This window comes from Mycolicibacterium parafortuitum (assembly GCF_010725485.1).
Classification (GTDB): domain Bacteria; phylum Actinomycetota; class Actinomycetes; order Mycobacteriales; family Mycobacteriaceae; genus Mycobacterium.
This window is the reverse complement of the sequence record NZ_AP022598.1, coordinates 4,346,228-4,362,771: the sequence shown is the minus strand read 5'-3', so window position 1 is coordinate 4,362,771 and position 16,544 is coordinate 4,346,228. Positions and strand designations below refer to the sequence as shown.

Annotated in this window: 14 protein-coding genes; 5 read left to right on the top strand and 9 right to left on the bottom strand. The window is 65.1% G+C overall.

The genetic code is table 11. The features are described 5' to 3' along the window. Positions 1-19 precede the first annotated feature (19 nt). Both NTM_RS20665 and NTM_RS20660 read left to right on the top strand, forming a co-directional pair. Positions 20-1,102, top strand: a complete 1,083-nt coding sequence (locus NTM_RS20665) for an NAD-dependent epimerase/dehydratase family protein (protein ID WP_163769573.1) — start codon at positions 20-22, stop codon at positions 1,100-1,102. A 54-nt stretch (positions 1,103-1,156) separates the two neighbouring features. Beyond that, positions 1,157-1,990: a rhamnosyl O-methyltransferase gene (locus NTM_RS20660; RefSeq protein ID WP_163767453.1), complete on the top strand. Its 834-nt coding sequence runs from the start codon at positions 1,157-1,159 to the stop codon at positions 1,988-1,990. Here NTM_RS20660 and NTM_RS20655 read toward each other — a convergent pair. The 5 genes from NTM_RS20655 to NTM_RS20635 form a co-directional block, all read right to left on the bottom strand. Continuing rightward, positions 1,972-3,246: a glycosyltransferase gene (locus NTM_RS20655; protein WP_104861145.1), complete on the bottom strand. Its 1,275-nt coding sequence runs from the start codon at positions 3,244-3,246 to the stop codon at positions 1,972-1,974. The genes NTM_RS20660 and NTM_RS20655 overlap by 19 nt on opposite strands. Further along, positions 3,243-4,523, bottom strand: coding sequence for a glycosyltransferase (locus tag NTM_RS20650; protein WP_163767451.1), 1,281 nt, complete (start codon positions 4,521-4,523; stop codon positions 3,243-3,245). Before NTM_RS20650 ends, NTM_RS20655 begins: the two co-directional genes overlap by 4 nt. Before the next feature lie 73 nt (positions 4,524-4,596). Beyond that, on the bottom strand, positions 4,597-5,883 hold the full coding sequence (locus tag NTM_RS20645) for a glycosyltransferase (protein WP_163769572.1): 1,287 nt from the start codon (positions 5,881-5,883) through the stop codon (positions 4,597-4,599). Between the two features lie 151 nt (positions 5,884-6,034). Continuing rightward, positions 6,035-7,036: an NAD-dependent epimerase/dehydratase family protein gene (locus NTM_RS20640; protein WP_163767449.1), complete on the bottom strand. Its 1,002-nt coding sequence runs from the start codon at positions 7,034-7,036 to the stop codon at positions 6,035-6,037. Positions 7,037-7,068: 32 nt separating this feature from the next. After that, positions 7,069-8,451, bottom strand: coding sequence for a nucleotide sugar dehydrogenase (locus tag NTM_RS20635; RefSeq protein ID WP_104861148.1), 1,383 nt, complete (start codon positions 8,449-8,451; stop codon positions 7,069-7,071). Between the two features lie 350 nt (positions 8,452-8,801). Here NTM_RS20635 and NTM_RS20630 point away from each other — a divergent pair, with 350 nt between their 5' ends. Continuing rightward, positions 8,802-9,530, top strand: a complete 729-nt coding sequence (locus NTM_RS20630) for a rhamnosyl O-methyltransferase (RefSeq protein ID WP_104861536.1) — start codon at positions 8,802-8,804, stop codon at positions 9,528-9,530. 54 nt (positions 9,531-9,584) lie between these two features. Here the strand turns inward: NTM_RS20630 and NTM_RS20625 are convergent, their stop codons facing one another. Further along, positions 9,585-10,877 carry a glycosyltransferase gene (locus NTM_RS20625; protein WP_163767446.1) on the bottom strand — a complete coding sequence of 431 codons (1,293 nt, stop codon included), beginning with the start codon at positions 10,875-10,877 and terminating at the stop codon, positions 9,585-9,587. Between the two features lie 170 nt (positions 10,878-11,047). Between NTM_RS20625 and NTM_RS20620 the strand changes: the two genes are divergently transcribed. Further along, on the top strand, positions 11,048-12,688 hold the full coding sequence (locus NTM_RS20620) for a GMC oxidoreductase (protein ID WP_232079783.1): 1,641 nt from the start codon (positions 11,048-11,050) through the stop codon (positions 12,686-12,688). A gap of 18 nt (positions 12,689-12,706) precedes the next feature. On the opposite strand, the gene NTM_RS20615 is transcribed toward NTM_RS20620, so the two are convergent. Continuing rightward, positions 12,707-13,705, bottom strand: coding sequence for a Gfo/Idh/MocA family protein (locus tag NTM_RS20615; RefSeq protein ID WP_104861150.1), 999 nt, complete (start codon positions 13,703-13,705; stop codon positions 12,707-12,709). Positions 13,706-13,808: 103 nt separating this feature from the next. On the opposite strand from NTM_RS20615, the gene NTM_RS20610 reads away from it, so the two are divergent. After that, on the top strand, positions 13,809-14,588 hold the full coding sequence (locus NTM_RS20610) for an alpha/beta fold hydrolase (protein WP_163767444.1): 780 nt from the start codon (positions 13,809-13,811) through the stop codon (positions 14,586-14,588). 15 nt (positions 14,589-14,603) lie between these two features. Here the strand turns inward: NTM_RS20610 and NTM_RS20605 are convergent, their stop codons facing one another. Beyond that, entirely contained in the window at positions 14,604-15,602 is a 999-nt protein-coding gene (locus tag NTM_RS20605) for a Gfo/Idh/MocA family protein (RefSeq protein ID WP_163767442.1), read from the bottom strand. Positions 15,603-15,629: 27 nt separating this feature from the next. Continuing rightward, the gene (locus tag NTM_RS20600; protein ID WP_104861153.1) at positions 15,630-16,442 is read right to left on the bottom strand and encodes a TylF/MycF family methyltransferase; all 813 of its coding nucleotides are present in this window, start codon (positions 16,440-16,442) and stop codon (positions 15,630-15,632) included. Positions 16,443-16,544: the final 102 nt, after the last annotated feature.

Genomic DNA, 16,544 nt, shown 5'->3' with positions numbered 1-16,544 from the left:
ATGACAGTTGACGACATCGGTGCTTATCACAGGTGGCGCGGGTTTCATCGGCTCTGCCCTCGCCCGCCGACTCGTCGATGCCGGCTACGACGTGGCGGTCATGGACGTCCTACACCCGCAGGTACACAGCCGAAATTCGACCGTCGACTTGCCATCGGCCGTGCGCTTCTTCACCGGTGACGTCACCCATGCCCCAGACTGGGATGCCGTCCTGCGGCTGATCCAGCCATCGCAGATCGTCCACCTGGCCGCGGAAACAGGTACGGCACAGTCGCTTTCTGAAGCCACCCGGCACGGATCGGTGAACGTCGTCGGTACCACTCAGCTCCTCGACGCCCTTAGCCGTGCCGAGCATGTACCCGAGCAATTCGTACTGGCGTCCTCGCGTGCCGTCTACGGCGAAGGGGCATGGGAGTCCGACGGGCATATCTTCTACCCCCCGCCACGCAGCCACGCACAACTGCTCGCGGGCATCTGGGATCCGAAAGGTCCGACAGGCAAAGCGGCTGAGCCGATTTCGAGCTCAGCGGGACGGACTGAGCCGCGACCGACCAACGTCTACGCGTCGACCAAGCTCGCGCAGGAACACATCCTCACCGCATGGGCGGCGGCACACGACAGCAACGTGAGCGTGCTGCGACTGCAGAACGTCTATGGCCCCGGACAATCCCTGACCAATTCGTACACGGGGATCGTGGCGTTGTTCGCACGCATGTCGCGTCGCCGCCTTCCCCTCGAAGTGTACGAAGACGGTCGGATACTGCGCGATTTCGTATTCATCGACGACGTCGTCGATGCCCTGTTCGCGGCGGTCCGGCGTCCCGCGACCCTGACACGCCGCGTCGACATCGGATCCGGGGTACCGACCACTATCCACGAACTCGCCGCGATGACCGCCGCACTCTGCGGCGCACCAGATCCGACCGTGGTCGGCAAGTTCCGCGACGGAGATGTCCGTGCTGCGCGGTGTGACATCGCACCGGCCACAACCGAACTCGACTGGCGCCCAAAATGGTTCCTCGAGGACGGGCTGCGTGCCCTTCTGAACTGGATCGACGGACGGCCGGAGATCGCCGACAGCGCGTCGCTTGTCGACAGTTAGTTCCATATCGATGTACGGGGATATGTCCATCCTCGCCGCAGTTAGGATGCTGGAATGACCTCGCAGAGCAAGGAATACGTGGAGCCGCTGCCGTCGGCCGAAACCGATGTCAGGAGTGCGGCTCGGCGCATTTCCGGTGCTGTCGTGGCTCGGGTAACGAAGCCGTTCCGGGAGATATCCAAGAAGGTGCACCGCCTCCGGGTGATCTACTACAACCCGGAACTGTATTCGCTGTACCTTTATGACTCCACGGGTTCGGAGCCGGACGAGTACAACAAGTGGTATTTCAACAAGCTGGTCTGGCACGAGACCACCTGGATGGGTATCGAGTGCTATAAGTCGGTCAGCGACATGTGGAACTACCAGGAGATCCTGCACGCCCAGAAGCCCGCTCTGGTCATCGAGTTCGGCACATTCTGCGGCGGTTCTGCGCGCTTCTTCGCCAGCGTGATGCGGGAGATCGGTCAGCCGTTCAAGATTCTGTCGGTAGACATCGATCACGCCCGGTTGAAGCCGGAAGCACAACAGGATCCCGACGTCATCTTCATGGAGTCGTCCTCTACTGCCGACGCGGTCGCGGACCGAATCCGCGCGCTGAAAAAGGAATACCCGGGCAAGATCTTCGCGATCCTCGACAGCGACCACAGCAAGGACCATGTATTGGCCGAGATGAAGGCCTTGCGACCACTGTTGTCAGCCGGGGACTACCTGGTCGTCGAAGACTCGGTGCTCAACGGGCATCCGGTCGCACCCGGCTGGGGTCCTGGTCCGTACGAAGCCATCGAGGCGTACGAGGCCGAGTTCCCGAACGATTACATCCACGATCAGGAGCGCGAGGAAAAGTTCGGGTGGACCTGGGCCCCCCGAGGCTATCTGGTCCGCAGGTAGCGGTCAGCGAACTCTTCCAGGAGGTCAGCGGCACTGGTCACGCTCTCGGCGGGCGTAGCCAGCTGCTTGGACAGTTCGAGGACATTCACCTTGTACTGCGGGGCGAGGATCGTGCGCAGGTCGTCGGTCAAGGTTTTCTCGTTCGTCCCGGAAAAGCGCCGATTTGCGCCCACTTTCAGTCGCTTCAGTTGGGCTCCCCACAACGTCTGATGCATGTCCGTCGACAGGATCAACGTCGGCACCCCAGCACGCAGACCCAACGCGGTAGTGCCCGTGCCGCCGTGGTGTACGACGGCCCGGCACGCCGGGAAAACCGACGCGTAATTCACCGCGCCCACGACCTTGACGTGCTCGTAGGCCGGAACGTCCTCGAAGTCGACACCGGCGGTGCCGACCAGCGCCCGCTCACCGAGTTGTGCACATGCGCCGGCGATCATCGCGATGGTGTCCGCCGGAGACTTGATCGGCATGCTCCCGAACCCGAAGAAAATCGGTGGTGTCCCGGCGGAGATCCACGACGCCACCTCCTCGTCGACGTCGGTGGGCAGTTCCATGGTCAACGTGCCGATGAACGGCCTCCTGTCACCCCATTTCGCCCATTCGGCGGCCAGGCCTGGGAAACAGGCTTCGTCGTAGGCCTGGATCTCCAGCCCTCCCCGGGCGGCGATCCACCAGGGCCACGGCCCCTGGGCCTTCGGCAAGCCCAGCGCCCGGCGTTGCGCGGCGTCGACCTTTCGCTCGGAGCCGCCCCGCGACAACCACTCGTAGACGGAGAGTGCAGAACGCAGCACCGGCGCCGGGATCGACGGCACCACCTGGCCGTTGGCGCGAGTGGGAAACCAGTGCAAAGTGGCCAGCGGAATGTCATGGTGCTCGGCGACATTGGAGGCGAGCCGCTCGAATGCCAGATTACTGGTGAAGAGTAGGTCGGCATCCTTGGTCAGAGATGTCAGAGTCGTGCTCATCTCGGCCCAGCTGTTCCGCGGGGTGGAGATCTCGCCCGCCAACCGCCCCAACTCACGCAGCCGCCAGGGACTACGGAACAAGCACGTCCAGAAGTCACGGTAGGCATCCATGATGTCCTGCAAGACAGGGCCGTACGCGACGGCGGGGATGCCGGCGGACTCGGTGAACCCGACGAGGTCGGGGGGGACCGCCATCTGCACCTCATGACCGCGCCGCAGCAGTTCACGCCCAACGGCTGCACACGGTTCGACCTCACCGCGGCTACCCCAGCTTGCCAAAACGAATCTCATCGAACCCCCACCGTTTTCGATCGTGCGAAGTCCTCGACCAGGGCGGCCGCCAGTGCTGCCCCCTCGGCGGGTTTGGTCATCTGAGTGGAGAGCTCGCGGACGCGGGTGCGGTATCGGGGTTGCAGGATCGTCCGCAGGTCGGAGACCAACGTCTCCTCGTCGGCACCCGAGAATCGCCGTCCGGTACCGACTTTGAGTCTCTTGATCTGCGAGCCCCACAAAGCCTGGTTCGCGTCGGTCGACAGGATCAGTGTCGGGACCCCGGCGCGCAACCCCAACGCCGTCGTCCCTGAACCCCCGTGGTGCACGACGGCGCGACACAGTGGGAAGATCGCCGCGAAATTCACCACCCCCACCACCTTGACGTGGTCGTACTGGTCGATGCTCCCGAAGTCGTCCCATCCGGCGCATACCAGAGCGCGCTCCCCGAGTCGCGCACACGCGGACGCGATCATCGCCAACGTCTCCGAGGGCGATTCCACCGGCATGCTGCCGAAGCCGAAGAAGATCGGCGGAGTGCCCGCACCGATCCAGGACGCGACCTCGTCGTCGGCGTCGGTGTCCAGTTCGAGGGTCAACGCACCGACGAACGGACGCTGGGTACGCCACTTCGACCACTCGTCGGCCAGACCGGGGAAGCACACCTCGTCGTAGGCCTGGATCTCCAGCGGATCCCGGTCGACAACCCGCTGTGGCCACGGACCGCCCGCTCTGGGCAACCCAAGTTCACGGCGTTGTTCGGCCTCGACCTTTCTCGCCCACCCGCCGCGGGACAGCCAGTCGTAGGTGGCCATGGCCGAGCGTGCCAGCGGCGCGGGCAGGAATGGTGCCAACTGTCCGTTGGGCCGCATCGGGTACCAGTGGAGTGTCGCCAGCGGGATCCGCTGGTATTCGGCGACATTGGCGGCCTGCACCTCGAAGCCGACGTTGCTTGTGAGCAGCAGATCAGCGCCGTCGGTCAGCGTGGTCAACGTCCTGCTCATCTCGCCCCAACTCTCGTTGAGGGGTTGCCACATCTCGTGCAGCAGCTTGTTCATCTCGCGGATCTGCCAGGGCCGCCGAAAGAATCCCGTCCAGAAATCGCGGTAGGCGTCCATCATCGATTGCAGATCTGAGCCGAACCCCACGGTGTCGGGCACCGCCGCCGCGGCGTAGCTCACCAGATCTGGCGGAACAGCCATGCGAACCTCGTGACCCCGGCGCACCAGCTCGCGCCCGACCGCGGCACACGGCTCCACTTCCCCGCGGCTTCCCCAACTTGCGAGTACGAACTTCATGACCCGTCAGAGGCCTTTCGCTTGTCGTATGCACTCCGCAGAACAGAGCGCGGCGGCAGAACCGAGGCAGCCGTCATGATGAGCCGACCGATTTCGCGCGGACATACTCCTCGACGAGATCGGCCGCGACCACCGCGCTCTCGTTGGGCTTGGTCATCTGGGACGCGACATCGCGGGCCGCTTTCGCATACTTGGGGGCCAGGATGCGGCGCAGGTCTTTGAGCAGCGACTCCTCGGTGGTGTTCGAGAACAACCTCGTGGCGCCCACGCCGAGCTTCTTCATCTGCCTGCCCCAAAGCGCCTGGTTGAGGTCCATCGACAAGATCAGCGCCGGTACCCCCGCGCGCAGGCTCGCGGCGGTGGTACCCGCCCCGCCGTGGTGCACCACAGCGCGGCAGACCGGGAAAATGGCTGCGAAGTTCACCACACCGACGACCTTCACATGCTCGAACTGAGGTAGGTCACCGTAATCGCCACCCGCGGTGCCGATCAGGGCACGCTGACCCAGTCGCGAGCACGTCGTCGCGATCATCTGGATCGTGTCGGCGGGCGACGTCAGGGGCATGCTGCCGAACCCGAAGAAGATGGGCGGAGCGCCCGCCGCGATCCACGACAGGACCTCTTCGTCGGAATCGGTGGCGAGCTCAAGCGCGAGCGTCCCGACGAACGGTCTGCGCGGGGGGCGTTGTGCGTTCCACTGTGACCATTCGTCGGCCAGCCCCGAAAAGCACGCCTCGTCATAGCCTTGGATCTCCAAGGACCCGCGCCTGGCGATGCGCGACTGCCAAGGGGTGTTGACCTTCGTCAGCCCCAGTCGGCGTCGCTGGGCATCCTCGGTTCGTTTCGCCCCCAGATAGGACAGCCATTCGAACGTCATCATCGCGGGTGCGCCCAGCGTCGACGGCAGGAACGGCATCAGATACCTGTTGGGACGAAATGGGAACCAGTGCAAGGTCGCCAGCGGAATGCCGTGATACTCGGCGACGTTGGCCGCTGTCTCTTCGAAGTTCATCCCGGTGAGGAGCAGGTCGGCTCCCTGCGCGAGCGCGCAGAGCCGGTCACTGATCTGTGGCCGGGCCTTCATCAGAGGATCCGAAACCTCTCGCCACATCCGGCCCAACTTCGGAATTCGCCACGGCTGGCGGAAGAACGACGACCAGTAGTCGCGGTACGCGTCACTGAACGGATGCCAGTGCGGCCCGTATGCGACCGCATTTAGGCCCGCAGACGCCGTGAACTCGACCAGATCCGGCGGAACCGCGATCTGCACATCGTGCCCGCGGTACGTCAGCTCACGGGCAACAGCTGCCACCGGCTCGATCTCGCCGCGACTCCCCCAGCTTGCCAGCAATACTTTCATCGCGAAGACGTCGTCCCCTTCACTCCCCGGCCACGCGGCGACGCAGGCGAAGGCTGCCGACACAGCACCTGCGTCCGGTACCGAATGCGCCTATACGTGGCGGACGAAGTCGGAAGTCCCCCCTCAAATGTCAAACCCATGTCCGCTGGAGTCAGGTGGTGTCCGCGCCGGATTCCTCGAGGTACCACGGATTGGCGCGCGCCCAGTCGATGGTCCTGCGGAGTCCTTCCTCGAGGTCGACCTGCAGCCGCCAACCGAGGACGCGCTGTGCCTTCGTGGAATCGGGGACGCGGCGCGGGATGTCCTCGTAGCGCGCACCGTAGCTTTTCACGGTGTCGAAGGCCGCGGTGCTCGACACCGAATCCACATTGGCGATCTTGATCGCCAGATCGACGGCGTCACGCATCGTGGTCTCGGTCATGCTGCCGATGTTGAAGACCTCGCCGATCGCCGCATCGCTGTCGGCGGCCAGCAGTGTGCCGGCGATCGCATCGTCGACGTAGGTGAAACACCTGGTCTGGTCGCCAGAGTCGTAGAGCAACGGTTCACGGCCGTTGAGGATCCGGTGGATGCTCTTGGAGATCACGAAGATCGGATTCTGGCGCGGCCCATACACGTTGAAGAAGCGCACGACGGTCACCGGCAACCCGTAGGCGTCGTGCATGCCGAACACCATGTGCTCGGCCATCGCCTTGCTGGTGCTGTAGCTCCACCGGGCGGTTCTGGTGGAGCCGAGTACACGATCGTCGTCCTCGGCCCATGGTGTGTTGGGATTCTTCCCGAACACCTCGGAGGTGCTGGTGAAGACCAGCCTGGCGCCGTGCTTGTGGCACAGCTCAAGGACGTTGCGGGTGCCGATCACGCTGACATCGACGACCCGTAACGGGTTCTCGACGTACTTGTTGACGCCGACCACCGAGGCCAGGTGGAACACCGTGTCGACATCAGGTGTGATCGCCGCGGCGAGTGCCTGCGGATCGGTCACATCCCCCTGGACGAACCGGAAGCCGGGATGCCCGTCGAAGCCGAGGCTGGTGTCGCGGGTGTTCTTCGCGTAGTCGAAGACCGTGACCGAGTCTCCGCGCTTGAGCAACGCGGTGACCAGGTGGGTACCGACGAAACCGTAGCCGCCCGTGACGACGACGTTGGACATGCTTTCTCTTTCCGTTCGCAGAGGGTGCCGCGTCAGCGGCCGATCCCCTTGTAGATGAAACCGGCCGCGCGCACCGCCGCTGGGTCGAAGCTGTTGCGCCCGTCGAGGAACACACACTTCGGTGTGGTCAGCTCCGCGAGCCGCGTCAACGGAATGCGGTGGAACTCACGGTGTCCGGCAAGGACCACCAGCGCGTCGGCATCCTTGACCGTCGACTCGATGTCAGCGGTCATCGGAATGCTGGTCACCGACAGCGCTTCCTCGTCGGCCACCCACGGATCGTGGATCGAGAGTTCGCAGCCCGACTCCTCGAGCAGCGAGACGATGTACTTCGTCGGTGTGAGCCGGCAGTCGCCGGTGTTGTTCTTGAACGCGATTCCCAACACCGCGACCCTGCTCTGCGCCACGGTCTTGCCCTGGTCGGCGAGAAGCTGTTCGAGCAGGCTGTAGGAATAGCCGGGCATGGTGTCGTTGACGGTCCGGGAGGTACGCGGGATCGACAGGTCCAGCCCGAGCGACTGTCCCAGGTGGTTGACGAACCACGGATCTTTGGTCAGGCAATACCCCCCGACCCCCATGCTCGGACGCAGGATGTTGACCGGGCCGCTCCCCTTGGGCATGGTGTTGGCCGCGTCGATGACCTGAAGGGCATCCATCCCGAGCTTGTCGCAGATTTTCGCGAGTTCGTTGGCCAGGGCGACGTTCAGATCAACCCAGACGTTGTCGGCGAGCTTGACCATCTCGGCGGTACGCGGGTCCTCGACGATGACAGATTCCACCCCGAGGGCGTGCCGCCACAACGTGGCGCAGGCGCGGGCACTGCACTCGTCCACCGCGCCGACGACCACCGGTATCGAGGTCAGCTCATGGATCGCCTGGCCTTCGGCGAGCCGCTCGGGGCAGAACGCGAGGCCGAAGTCGACACCGGCGCGCAAACCTGAGGTTTCTTCGAGGATCGGACGGACGAGAGTCTCGGTGGTGTCCGGGGGCACTGTGCTCTTGAGGATCACCACGTGGCCGGGCTGCAGGTGCTCACCAAGGGCGCGCGCCGCTGCCTTGATGTCGTCGACGATGGGTTCGTAGTCGGGGCCCAGCGGGGTGCCGACGTTCACGATGACGAAATCGTTGTCGGCGATCGCGCTGAAATCCGTTGTGGCGCGCAACCGGCCCATCCGCACGGCGTTGGCCACCATCTCGCTGAGCCCGGGCTCGGCGACCGCAGTCCTGCCCATGTTGATGTCGTCGACGACACTCTGCCGGACATCGATTCCGGTCACCGGCCAACCTCGGTCGGCGAGCACGGCACCGATCACGGTGCCGATATAGCCGAAACCGACGACGGCGATCCCCGACCGCATGCCGCGCACCAACAGATCGATCTCGGCGTCGCTGCGTCCGAACGCGCCCCTAGCCATGCGGTACCAAGCCTTTCCGGTGCCTTCCAGTGCCGTTCGGTGCCGTTCGGTGCCCTTCAGCCCCTCCGCGAGGTTCGGCTACCGGCGGCAGTCTAACTAACGTAGGCGTCAATGGTCTTGGAATCAGATTTTTGGCGAAGATCCCGGCCCGCGCTGCGCGCGGCGAGGAACGGACCGGGCCGCCGCACGTTCTTCGTCTGATCGAGTTCGCTCAGACGGCCGCCGGCGCAGACTCGTGCTGCTACTCTGCGCCCGTGCAATGGCGTCAAAAAAATGAAGAGCAGGCTCCCGGTCGCACGAACCTGGCATTGAGGCGTGAGGGACCCGCCTACAAGCCCGGCGAAATGGACATGAAAGCCCTCGGGCGAATCGCGGTGAATACGCTCAAATCACTGCGCCGTGTGACGAATTCCGCGGTGTCCATATTTCTCTACCAACCCAAAGGGACCGAAGGCGAGGAGTACCACAAGTGGTACTACAACACCTTCGTGTGGAACAAGACGACCTGGCTCGGCATCGAATGCTGGAAGTCGGTCGCCGACATGTGGAACTACCAGGAAATCCTGTTCGACCTGAAGCCTTCGCTGATCATCGAATTCGGTTCCAACCGCGGTGGATCCGCGTTGTTCTTCGCCCACGTCATGCAGCGTGTGGGAATACCGTTCAAGGTGCTCTCGGTGGACATCAGCCACCAGCGTCTCGACCCCGTGGCCAAGAGCGACCCCGACATCCTGTTCGTCGAGTCGTCGTCGATCGAACCGGCGATCGCCGAGCAGATCAAGAAACTCAAAGAGGAATATCCGGGCCGCATTTTCGCCATTCTGGACAGCGATCATTCGAAAGATCATGTGCTGGCGGAAATGAAGTTGCTGCGCCCTTTGCTTTCGGCCGGTGACTATCTGCTTGTCGAGGATTCCTGCGTCAACGGCCATCCTGTTCTGCCCGGGTGGGGACCGGGACCTTTTGAGGCCATCAAGGCATACGAACAGGAGTTCCCGGACGATTACACGCACGACGCAGAACGCGAGGACAAATTCGGATTCACGTTCGCAACCAACGGGTTCATGATCCGGAACTGAGCCTGCGGCGCGGCTCGGCAAACCCGGGGGTACGTCCCCCGGGCACCGAGATCGTCAGAGTGTGCTCGCCAGCTTCGCGAAGTCCTCGACGTGATCAGCCGCCGCGGCGGCGCTCTGCGCAGGCGTCGTCATCCGCGCAGCGAGCTCGCGGGCCCGCTGCAGGTAGTCGGGGGCGAGGATCCGGCGCAGGTCGGCCACCAGCGTCCTCGGGGTCGTGGTCGAGAATCTCCGGCCGGCCCCTACCTTCAGGCGCTTCAACTGTGCGGCGAAGAACGGCTGATCCGGCAGTGTCCACAGGACCAGTTGGGGCACACCCGCACGCAGGCAGGCGGCCAGCGTCCCCGAACCTCCGTGGTGCACCACCGCCCGGCAGAGCGGGAAGATCGTCGCGTAGTTGACCTGGCCCACCACCTTGACGTGGTCGAACTGCGGCAACGCGCCGAAATCGGTTCCACCGGCCCCGATTACGGCGCGATGCCCCAACTGCCGGCACGCTTCGGCGATCATCGTGATCGTGTCGGCGGGCGAGCCCAGCGGAACGCTGCCGAACCCGAAGAAGATCGGCGGCGTCCCGTCCGCGATCCACCCGGCGACGTCGTCGTCCGCCTCGGTGGGTGACGCCATCGCCAGCGCGCCGACGAACGGCCGCTTCGGGGGGTGCTGCCGATTCCACGTGTCCCACTCGGTTTCCAGCCCGGGGAAACACAGCACGTCATAGGCCTGAATCTGCAGTGAACCACGGTCTGCGATACGCCGCGGCGCAGAGGCGCGCGCGGGGGCCAATCCGATCTCGCGGCGCTGCGCGTCCTCGGCGCGGCGTGTGCCCCGCCAGGCCGCCCAGTCGTTTCCCGCCATCAGCAGCCGACTCAGCGGAGCAGGCAGGAACGGCAGCAGCTGCCCGTGTGGCCGGCACGGGAAGTACTGCAGCACTGCCAACGGAATATCGTGCGCTTCTGCGACATTGGCGGCGGGCTGCTCGAAGATCAGGCCGGTGAGCAGGACGTCGGCGCGCGCGGACACCCGGTGCAGCGTCCTGGTCATCTCCGCCCAGCATTCGGCCGCGAACTGTTCGGTCTCGCGCGCCATCCGGCTGATCTCCCGGAGCTTCCACGGTGTCCGGGAGTAGCAGGTGAAGTATTCGCGCTGCAGTTCGAGGATCGGGCCGGAGTCCAGGCCGTAGCCGACGGCCGGCAGGCCCGCCGCCTCGGCGAAGCCCACCAGGTTGGGCGGAACCGCGATCAGCACATCGTGACCGCGACGCAGGAGTTCGCGGCCGACGACGACCGCGGGTTCGATGTCCCCGCGACCGCCGTAGCTGGACAGCACAAGGTTCTTCGGGGAGTTCATCTGGACTTGCCGGCCTTTCGTTCGTCGCAGCGCCCGACGGAGTCCGGCCATTATCGCTTCATTTTGACGCATGAGTAAGCGTTCGGGCGATGTGGCCGCGGCAACGTTGATACGATCCCGAATCGCCCAGGTGGTACACCATTTCGGGCCGATACCCGGAGGAGTACGACTTGGCTGACGGCGATCTGGACGCTCATGCCGCAGAACGCGTGGCGTGGGACGTCATCGTCATCGGCGCAGGGATGGGTGGCGGCGTTCTGGGACATCGGCTGGCACGCTCGGGGCGCAAGGTGCTCTTCGTGGAGAAGGGGCGATCCACTCTGCCCGGAACACCGGGAACGATCCGCGGGGCCGTCGCCGAGCTCGCGGAACCCGAGGCCGCCCGGACGCCGACCGCGTACTACGACGCGCTGGCCCGGTCCGGCCGCACCACCGACGAGGTCGAGGACATCAGCGGTCGTTTCACGAAACGCTTCACACCGTTCATCGGCAGCGGCACCGGCGGATCCTCGGCGCTCTACGGCATGGTGTGCGAGCGATTCTTCGCCGCGGACTTCACACCGCGGCAGAACTTCGCCGACCCCGGCGACTCCTCGGTGCCCGAGTCGTGGCCGATCGACTACCACGAGATGGCGCCGTGGTACGCACAGGCCGAGAGACTGCTCGGAGTGCGCGGTCAGGCCGATCCCCTCCGGCCTGAGGCCGCATCCGTGGGTTTACCCGCCGCACCCCCGTTTTCGTCCGATAACCAACCCCTGGTCGACCATCTGAGGGATCGGGGTCTGCACCCGTACCACCTTCCGATGGCTTGCGATTACACCGACGGCTGCACGACGTGCCAGACCTATCTCTGCGACCGCGGATGTAAGAACGACGCCGCGGGCAACTGCGTGCTGCCCGCCGTCACCGAATACGGTGCCGCGCTGTTGACCGAGTGCCGAGTCCTGCGCCTGGACGCCGATCACCGGCGGGTGCAGTCGGTGATCTGCGAGCACCGCGGCGAGATCCTGACCCTGAAGGCGCGGCTGGTGGTGCTCGCGGCAGGGGCGCTGGCCACGCCGACTCTGCTGCTCAATTCCCGGTCGGGTGACTGGCCGCGCGGCCTGGCCAACGGCTCGGACTACGTGGGGCGCAATCTGATGCGGCACCTGCTCGATCCCGTAGAGATCTGGCCACACGCCGACTCGGCCATCACCGCCGCCAACAAGGAGATCGGGCTCAACGACTTCTATCTCTTCGACGGCCAGAAGTACGGCACAGTACAGTCATTCGGCGCGATACCGCCGATGGAGTGGCTTGTCAACCGGCCGGGCGCGCGGGGCCGCCTGCTGCGCGCGATGTCGCCGATGGTGCGTCAGGTGTACAACCGCTTCTTCACCGGCGGCCTGGTGCTGGCCGCGATGATGGAGGACCTTCCCTATCTCGACAATCGGGTCACACCGAGTCCGAGCCCCGGTTCCGACGGGCGCCAGCGGATGCGCATCCACTACCGCCTGCACGCCGGCGAGATCGAACGGCACAAGGCGTTCATGCGTCTGTTCGCCGACATGGTCGCACCGTTTCGCACCCGTCGCCTGGGCAACGGCAGAGACAACGCCAATCTGGGTCACGTGTGCGGGACATGCCGCTTCGGAACCGACCCCGCTACGAGTGTTCTCGACGCCCAGAACAGGGCGCACGAGGTCGACAACCTCTACGTCGTCGACACGTCGTTCTTCCCGTCCAGCGCGGGCCTCAACCCGAGCCTGACCGTCGCCGCCAACGCACTGCGCGTGGCTGCGCACATCGACGACGCCCACTTCGCGAACTGATCGCCCCGTCGCCCGCGATCAGCTGGGTTGGCGCACGGGAAGCCCTGCCGCGCGGTAGATGTCGTCGATCAGACTCATGTTCTCCACCGCCTCCTGCGGCGTATTCCGAATCGGTCCGCCACGCAGCACCGCGGATGCGAACGCATCCAGCTGATAGGCGTAGGTCGCGCGCCGCGGAAACCACTCCACCCGTTTGCGCCCGTTCGATCGGATCGACAGCCGGGGCAGGAGGTGCGGTGCGGCCGGGCTGAGCACGTTGATCTCGCCGTGCTCACCGATGATCTTGGCGCGCGCCCGGAACAGGTCCGACGACCACAGCGCACACTTGAGCCTGCCGGTGTGCCCTTCGGCGTACTGCACCTCGGCGGTCATCGCCGCGTCCACCCGGGGGTCACGCAACTTCGCCTCGGCGGAGACCACTTTGGGCGTCGAGCCGCCGAAGGTTCTCGCCATGTTGGCCACATAGCTGCCGGCATCCATCATGGCTCCGCCGGCCATCGAGTAGTTGTAGCAGTTGGCGCTGAACGGCAAGAGCATCACACACAGCGTGATGTCGACGCGTTCGAGTCTGCCCAACTCCCCTGAGGCGAGGATCTCCTCGACCCGCAGCGTCAACGGGTGATGGCGGAACTGGATCGCCTCCATCACCACCCGGTCCGACGTCGCGGCGAGTTCGGCCACTTCCCGGGCCTCATCACCGTTGGCGGTGAAAGGCTTCTCGCAGAGCACGTGCTTATCCGCGTCCAGTGCAGCGCGCGTCCACCGCCCGTGCATGCTGGTGGGCACCAACACATAGATCGCGTCCAGTTCGGGATCGTCGATCAGCGCCTCGTAGCTGCCGTGGGCACGGGCGATTCCGTGCGTGGCGGCGAAGGCCTCGGCGCTCTCGTCGTCGCGGGCGCCGACCGCCGCGACCACGACATCCGGGTTGTCCTTGGCAGGGTTGAGCATCGTGGTCGGTGCGTAGCTGGATGCGCCGAGAACACCGATGCGCACCGGCCCCAAGCTGTCAGGCATGGGTGTGACGCTAGCAGTTCGCCGGCGCTGTCGGCCGATCTTTGTCGACGCCAAAGTGCAAGGGAGATCACACTCTCCGTGAAGCGGACGTACCATCGCCGATATGGATCTGTTCGTACGCGAGACAGGTCCGCTGCAGGCCCCCACCGTCGTGTTCCTCCACGGCGGACGGCTGAGCGGTTGGTCCTGGGAGCCGGTGATCGACAGATTGCCCGGGTATCGCTGCGTTGCCCCGGACCTGCCACAGTTCGGGAAAAGCGTTGCGCTGGGGCCGTTCCGGATCGATCGTGCCGCACAGGCCGTCGCGACGTCGATCCGGTCTGGATTCGGCGCGGGAGGCCTGCACCTCGTCGGATACTCCCTCGGGGCTCAGGTGGGGATCGACCTACTGGCGAGGGAACCGGCGCTGTTCGCCAGCGCGGTGCTGTGCGGGACCTTCGTCAACAGCTTTCCGTGGGTGGGTCCCTCTCAGCGGTTCGTGGGCGCCCTGGCCCGCATGGCCTGGTCCCGGCGGCTGCTCTCCCAGCTGTGGAATGCCCATCCACCGGAGCTCGCGGCGACCAGGGCGGCGGACTACCGCGAGGACATGCGGTTGGCCCTCAGCGAGGATGCCGCCCACATCGTCTCCGAGTCAGCCGGCTTCACGGTGCCGAAGGGTCTCGAAAAATCGCCGGTGCCAGCGCTGTTCATCACCGGAGCCGATGAATACTGGCCCGCTCACCGCAGTGCCGCCGAACTCGCCCGCACGATGCCGCGCGGAGTCAACGCTGTCGCCGTGGGTATGCGCCACGACTGGCCGCTGAGGCATCCTGAACTGTTCAGTCGCACCGTACGGTGCTGGCTCGCAAACGCCGATCTCCCCAGCCAGATTGCCGTCCGTTGATGCGCCGTCCCGCGTTCACGCCGGACGGCGTGGCGACAGACCGGCGGCGCGATAGATGTCGTCGATCACCGCCATGTTCTCGATCGCGTCCTGTGGCGGTGTCTTGATGGGTTCGCCGTGCAGGACCGCCGCGGCGAACGCGTCGAGTTGGTAGGCATACGACGTGCGCCGCGGGAAGCGTTCGGTCCGTACGCCTTCGGCGGACCGGATGGTGAGCCGGTGAAAAAGGTGGGGCAGCACCGGATTGATCATCCGAAGCTGTCCACGGTCGCCGATCACCGTGGCGCTCACCCGCAGCAGCGAGGCCGACCACATCGAACAGTGCATCGAACCTGTGTGGCCGTCCGCGAAGTGCAGCGTGGCGGTCATCGCGCGGTCCACCTCCGCGGCGCGCAGTTTGGCCTGGGCCGCCACGACTTTCGGCGTAGATCCACCGAGCGTCCGCAACATGTGTATCGCGTAGCAGCCGGCGTCCATGGTGGCACCACCGGCGAGTGCGAAGTCGTAACGGATATCGGAGAACTTCGGCAACGGAAAGCAGAACGCCGCTTCCACCTGCCGCAGGGTGCCGAGTTCGCCCGAAGCGATGATCTCCTCGGCACGCAGCATCAACGGGTGATAGCGGTGATGGAACGCTTCCATGACGACCAGACCCGACCGCGCCGCCAGATCCCCGATCTCGCGTGCCTCGTCAGCGTTTGCCGCAAACGGCTTTTCACACAGCACATGCTTGCCCGCGGTGATCGCGTGCCGAGTCCACCGGCCGTGCAGACCGTTCGGTAACGGGTTGTAGACGGCATCGATATCCGGGTCGGCGATCAGTTCTTCGTAGCTGCGATGCACACGTGCGACACCGTGCTTGACGGCGAAGGCTTGCGCGCGGGTGGCGTCCCGCGCAGCGATTGCCGCCACGACCACGTCGGCGTTGTCCCGGGCCGGGACGATGAGCGCCTGAGGAGCGATGTTGGCCGCGCCCAGGATCCCGATCCGCAACCCCGGGGCGCGCTCAGACACCAGCGCGACCGACCGGGACGACGGTGGTCACTTGCGCCAAAACACGCCCGTGCCGTCGATGTCGACGATCTCGGCGGTGATTCCGTGCTTGGTGCGGTAGTCGGTGACCGCCAGCTCGCACGCCTTCACGGCGCGGTAGTCGTCGACGATGCAGAAGCCGCCGGGCGACAGCCTCGGATAGAGGGCGTCGAGCGCCTGGATCGTCGACTCGTACAGATCCCCGTCGAGGCGCAGCACCGAGATCTTTTCGATCGGCGCGTCGGCGAGGGTGTCCTTGAACCAGCCGGGCAGGAAGCGGACCTGATCGTCGAGCAGGCCGTAGCGCTCGAAGTTCGCCTTCACCTCGTCCTCGGACACCCCGAGGATGCCCGCGGCGAAGTCGGCTCGGATTCCCTTGTCCGCCTTGTAGTTGTCCGGATCCGATCGAGGAACGCCCTGGAAGGAATCGGCCAGCCAGACGCGCCGCGTGTCATCCCCGTAGGCCGCCAGCACTCCACGCATCAGGATGCACGCGCCGCCGCGCCATACGCCGCATTCGATCAGGTCGCCCGGCACATCCTCTTTGAGCACCGTCTCGACACATTCCTGCAGATTGGTCAGACGCTTCATGCCGATCATGGTCTCGGCCTCGGCGGGCCAGTCCAGGCCGAGTTCGCGCTTGTTCTCCGTGAACGGGCTCAGTCCCAGACGCAGCGGGCTGAGCGTGTTGACGGCCTTGTACAGAACTTTACGTCGCAGCGGCCACTTCGACGGGACGCGCTCTCGCATCCCGTAGCGGGTGAGGTTGCGCCGCAATAGATCTAGATAAAGCGGCTGAACGCCGTTGTCGGTCACAGTCAAGAAGCTGCCCAATCTCGTGTACCTACTCCCCCTCCGCGCAGAGTCTAGACACCCTTGAACTACGGGGTTCGAACTTTTCACGAAAATGTTGCACACCTTGCG